The sequence below is a fragment of the Priestia flexa NBRC 15715 genome (assembly GCF_001591565.1).
GTDB classification, from domain to species: Bacteria; Bacillota; Bacilli; order Bacillales; family Bacillaceae_H; genus Priestia; species Priestia flexa.
This window is the reverse complement of sequence record NZ_BCVD01000191.1, coordinates 1-4201: the sequence shown is the minus strand read 5'-3', so window position 1 is coordinate 4201 and position 4201 is coordinate 1. Positions and strand designations below refer to the sequence as shown.

Below are 4201 nucleotides of genomic sequence, written 5' to 3'. Positions count from 1 at the left end.
TTTTCATATTTAAATGGTTTTAATTTATAGAAAAAAGACACAAGATATGACAGAATTAGAGAGAAGTTGTTAAGTACGTTAATACATAGTAAAAGTCATGTTTTATACTATACTTGAGAAGGAGAGAAGAGCTTGCTTGCAAATGATGATCATAAGGTAGAAGAACTAGCATTTATTAAAAAAGCCCTAGACTTTACAAGAACTGGATTAATTTTAACCAACCCTGCTTTGCCCGATAATCCGATTGTTTATGCGAACCAAGGTTTTCTGGATATGACCGGATACAGGAAAGAAGAAATCGTAGGACAGAACTGCCGCTTTTTACAAGGGGAAAATACCGACCGAGATACGGTACGAAAAATTCGAGATGCTATCCGCGAAAAAAAGTCGGTCAATGTACAAATTTTAAACTATACAAAAGAAAGCCAACCTTTTTGGAACGACTTATTTATTGATCCAATGTGGATTGATGATGAGCTTTATTTTATTGGGATTCAAAAGGACATTACGGGGAAAATGAAGCAAGAAGAAGTGATTTATGACTACTATGAAAGGATGCAGGAGATGTCAACGCCAATTGTTCCAGTGAAAGACGGGGTTTCTGTTCTACCGATTGTTGGTGTTTTGAATGAACAGCGATATCATATGATTGCATCCAAAGTATCAACATACATTGATGAAAGTAAAGATGATCATTTTATTATCGATTTTTCAGGTTTATTGGAAATGGATGAAGATGTAGTAGCTTACATGTATAATCTGCACGATTTAATTACCATTACCGGAACGCAGGTAATCATAACAGGCATCATGCCTTCTATAGCGAAAAAAATGAGAGACCTTCAAGTAAACTTTACAGTCTTAAAAACCTATACGCATGTCAAAGCCGCTTTAAAAGCGCTTGGGTATGCATAATAAGTTCTCGAAAAAGTCCGTAAAACAATGCGGATTTTTTTGTTTATAAATGGTAATATATACATATAAGCCTAACTTAAAAGGTGACTAAGTACAGAATTGAACAAACTTCCAGCATTTGATATATTGGTTTTATGAAAAGAGAATTGATTAAACCCATTAAACGTTTATCATTGCGAGAAGAAATTTATCAAACTTTAAAGCAAGGAATTATTACGTTAGAGTTTCCACCGGACCAGCGCTTGAATGATAAGGAGCTAGCTGAAAAATTTAGCGTCAGCAGAACGCCGGTAAGAGAAGCGTTAAAACGCTTGGAAGATGAAGGGCTTGTTGAATCGATTCCAGGCTCCATTACTAAAGTATCTTCGTTAAACCCTGAAGAAGCCAAGCACGCGTTTACCGTAGTTGCCGTTCTTCATGCATTGGCAACTAAGCTTGCCGTTGCGCATCTGACAGAAGAAGATTTCAAAGCGCTAGCTCATCATAATGCTGCGCTGCAGAGTGCGGTGGAAAAGCATGATATCATCGGCGCCATCGAAGCAGATCAAGCCTTTCACCGCGTGTTTTTAGAAGCTGCGAATAACCCTGAAATTCTCTTAGCACTAGAGCGCAGTGAGTCAAAAATTTACCGGTTGGAAGTAGCTAAGTTTTCGTCTGAGAAAGGATTCAAATCAGTAAGCGAGCACAAAGGAATTATTGAGGTGTGTCAAAGTCAGGAACCGCTCCAAGCAGCGAATCTCGTAGAGAAAAATTGGCTAAGCCTTGGAGAGCTATTAGCGTAGAGAGTCATCACGAGCGTGAGGGCTCTTTTTTATGAGTTAAAAATAGCGTTGAATAAATAACTAAAATGCGATATATTGGTTTTACAATTTATTTACATTATTATGTGTTACATACGGGGGTTAGGGAATTGAAGCCAATTATATTAGGCGTGTGCTCGGCGTTTTTCTTTGCGTTTACATTTGTTTTAAATCGTATGATGGAAGTTGAAGGTGGAAGCTGGATTTGGAGTGCTTCCTTACGCTTTTTCTTTATGGTTCCACTATTGTTGATCATCGTCATCGCTAGGAAAAAACTTTCCGCTACGTTTGCGGAAATGAAAAAAGCGCCAATGCAGTGGGTTATGTGGAGCACGATTGGCTTTGGGTTATTCTACGCGCCGCTTTGCTATGCGAGTGCTTACGGTCCGAGCTGGTTAATTGCGGGAACGTGGCAAATTACGATTATCTCAGGTTCGCTTCTAGCTCCTTTATTTTATGAAACGATTCAAACGAGTAAGGGATCTATTCAAGTAAAAGGAAAAATACCTTTTAAAAGCTTAGCGATGGCCCTCATTATTTTACTTGGCGTCGCCATTATGCAAATTGAACACGCAACAACACTATCGCTTGTGAGCGTACTGCTTTGTACATTGCCAATTTTAGTTGCTTCTTTTGCTTATCCGCTTGGCAATCGTAAGATGATGGTGGTTGTATCCAACCGCTTAGATGCTTACCAGCGCGTGCTCGGAATGACAATTGCAAGTTTACCGTTTTGGATCATCTTAGCGACTTACGGTTTGATTACCGCTGGGCCACCTAGCACCTCACAGGTTATTCAATCGGGCTGGGTTGCCTTGTTTTCAGGCGTTATTGCGACGGTCTTATTCTTTGCAGCAACCAATATGGTCAAAGGTGATATGAAAAAGCTCGGAGCAGTCGAAGCTACTCAGTCGCTTGAAGTATTGTTTGCGCTACTTGGCGAAATGATTCTGCTTGGCATGCCGCTACCTACATACGTTTCGTGCATTGGAATTGTACTTGTTATTGCTGGTATGGCGCTAAATAGCTACGTATCGAGTAGGAAAGGGAATAAAGAGACGAAGGAAGAAATGAAGCAAGCAACAACTCTGTAAAAGTAGATGGAAATTTTGGAGAAAAAGGCTTCATTTACGTACATTAGTGGTAAAATAGAATATATATATTCTATAAAGGAGGAATGTCAGGTGAGTGCCTTAATTGTAGGCTTAGTAGCTTCCGTTCTTTCCGTTTGTTTACTGTTTTCCAATCGTCAGAAGCGCGTTAATAAGGTCCAATCTACGCAGTCGTTACATGCACAAAATATGAACAAGCAGAGTGAGCAAGACGATTCTCTCATGTATTATATATAGGAAGCTCTTACAGTAAAAGTAGGCCGAGAAGATGTAAATGCTTCTCGGTTTTTTCTTGTGGTTTTGATTTTGGTGGGAAAGCTTAGATCTGTACTACATGAATATTTGAAAAAAGTTATTTATTATATGAAAGCCCTTTAAATGCTAATGTGAAGAGTTTTTGGTATTTTTTAACTAATACTTTTATTACCTAATCAATCTATTATCTTGTATTAATTTGAATCGATTCTCCTTTTTTATATTTTCATAATGAAGCAGGTTCAAATGTGCTTTAATATTAAATTTGTGTAATAAAATACCAAAAAGGAGTTAGGGAGAATGATAAATAACAAAGCAATAAGATTAACTTGTGTCCCAACATTGATACTTGCACTTTTTGTTGCTTTCTGCTTTCCTTTGCAAGCAAAAGGATCTGAAGGATTTCCTGCGGAAGAAGAACTAGTGGAGGAATTAGCAGCTCAACTTGAGTTCTTGATGGAAGAAGCTTTGGTCGTAGAAAATGGACTAAGAACATTTGACTTTGAAAAGATTGAAGATGAATTTGGAAAGGAAGTCCGTGATGAAATTGAGATGTTAACGGTTGGTCTTCAGCCAGTTGAAAACACAAAATCTAGAAATGGGAATTTAATGGTAACGGCATCAAACGAAGCTTGGAAATCATGTATGATAGGAGCTATAAAAGACCATTTCGGAGTAGCGATGGTCACAGCTGCACTTGAAGGTGGGTTATGGGCATATCTTGAAAAGAAAGCTTATAAGGAAGCGGCTAAATTACTAGTGAAGTTTGCCGTAGGCTCAAATGCTGTTGGTTTAGCAGGCACTTTAATTTATTATGGAGGAGTGTGCACCTATAAACATGGATAGTAAGAAAGAAATTGTTAAAAGTTAAGGGGGAATAAATTATGAAATTTAGCAAAGTTTTATATGGGATGGTCCACCTGGTCACTCCTTTAACCTTTTTCCTTATAGCTGTTATTTGGGGGCATTTTGGCTTATCAAAACCTATTTGGGTTAATTTATCAGATAATCTATCAATAATAGGCATATATTACGTAGGAGTAAGTATCCTATGGATTCTAAATATAAAAAGCATTCATAAAGTATCAGAAGAGATAGAAAATAAAAAAGGGTGATGTT

General features: G+C 37.8%; 6 protein-coding genes. All 6 read left to right on the top strand.

What is annotated here, in order from left to right; genetic code table 11:
* Positions 1–132 precede the first annotated feature (132 nt).
* The 6 genes from ytvA to BFL01S_RS19055 all read left to right on the top strand — a co-directional run bounded on the left by ytvA (position 133) and on the right by BFL01S_RS19055 (position 4197).
* Complete coding sequence (gene ytvA / locus BFL01S_RS19080) at positions 133–915, top strand: YtvA family blue-light photoreceptor (RefSeq protein WP_061786655.1); 783 nt, start codon at positions 133–135, stop codon at positions 913–915.
* A gap of 134 nt (positions 916–1049) precedes the next feature.
* The gene (locus tag BFL01S_RS19075; RefSeq protein WP_025909861.1) at positions 1050–1697 is read left to right on the top strand and encodes a GntR family transcriptional regulator; all 648 of its coding nucleotides are present in this window, start codon (positions 1050–1052) and stop codon (positions 1695–1697) included.
* Positions 1698–1825: 128 nt separating this feature from the next.
* On the top strand, positions 1826–2809 hold the full coding sequence (locus BFL01S_RS19070; protein ID WP_061786654.1) for a DMT family transporter: 984 nt from the start codon (positions 1826–1828) through the stop codon (positions 2807–2809).
* 90 nt (positions 2810–2899) lie between these two features.
* Positions 2900–3064, top strand: a complete 165-nt coding sequence (locus BFL01S_RS19065) for a hypothetical protein (RefSeq protein WP_153301192.1) — start codon at positions 2900–2902, stop codon at positions 3062–3064.
* Positions 3065–3382: 318 nt separating this feature from the next.
* Positions 3383–3928 carry a hypothetical protein gene (locus BFL01S_RS19060; protein WP_025909859.1) on the top strand — a complete coding sequence of 182 codons (546 nt, stop codon included), beginning with the start codon at positions 3383–3385 and terminating at the stop codon, positions 3926–3928.
* 38 nt (positions 3929–3966) lie between these two features.
* Positions 3967–4197 (top strand): hypothetical protein, encoded by a 231-nt coding sequence (locus tag BFL01S_RS19055; protein WP_025909858.1) that lies wholly within the window; start codon positions 3967–3969, stop codon positions 4195–4197.
* Positions 4198–4201 lie beyond the last annotated feature (4 nt).

Excerpts from the sequence above, each read along its gene's own strand:
- BFL01S_RS19075 (WP_025909861.1), top strand. The coding sequence starts at position 1,050 with ATGAAAAGAGAATTGATTAAACCCATTAAACGTTTATCATTGCGAGAA.
- BFL01S_RS19055 (WP_025909858.1), top strand. The coding sequence starts at position 3,967 with ATGAAATTTAGCAAAGTTTTATATGGGATGGTCCACCTGGTCACTCCT.
- BFL01S_RS19060 (WP_025909859.1), top strand. The coding sequence starts at position 3,383 with ATGATAAATAACAAAGCAATAAGATTAACTTGTGTCCCAACATTGATA.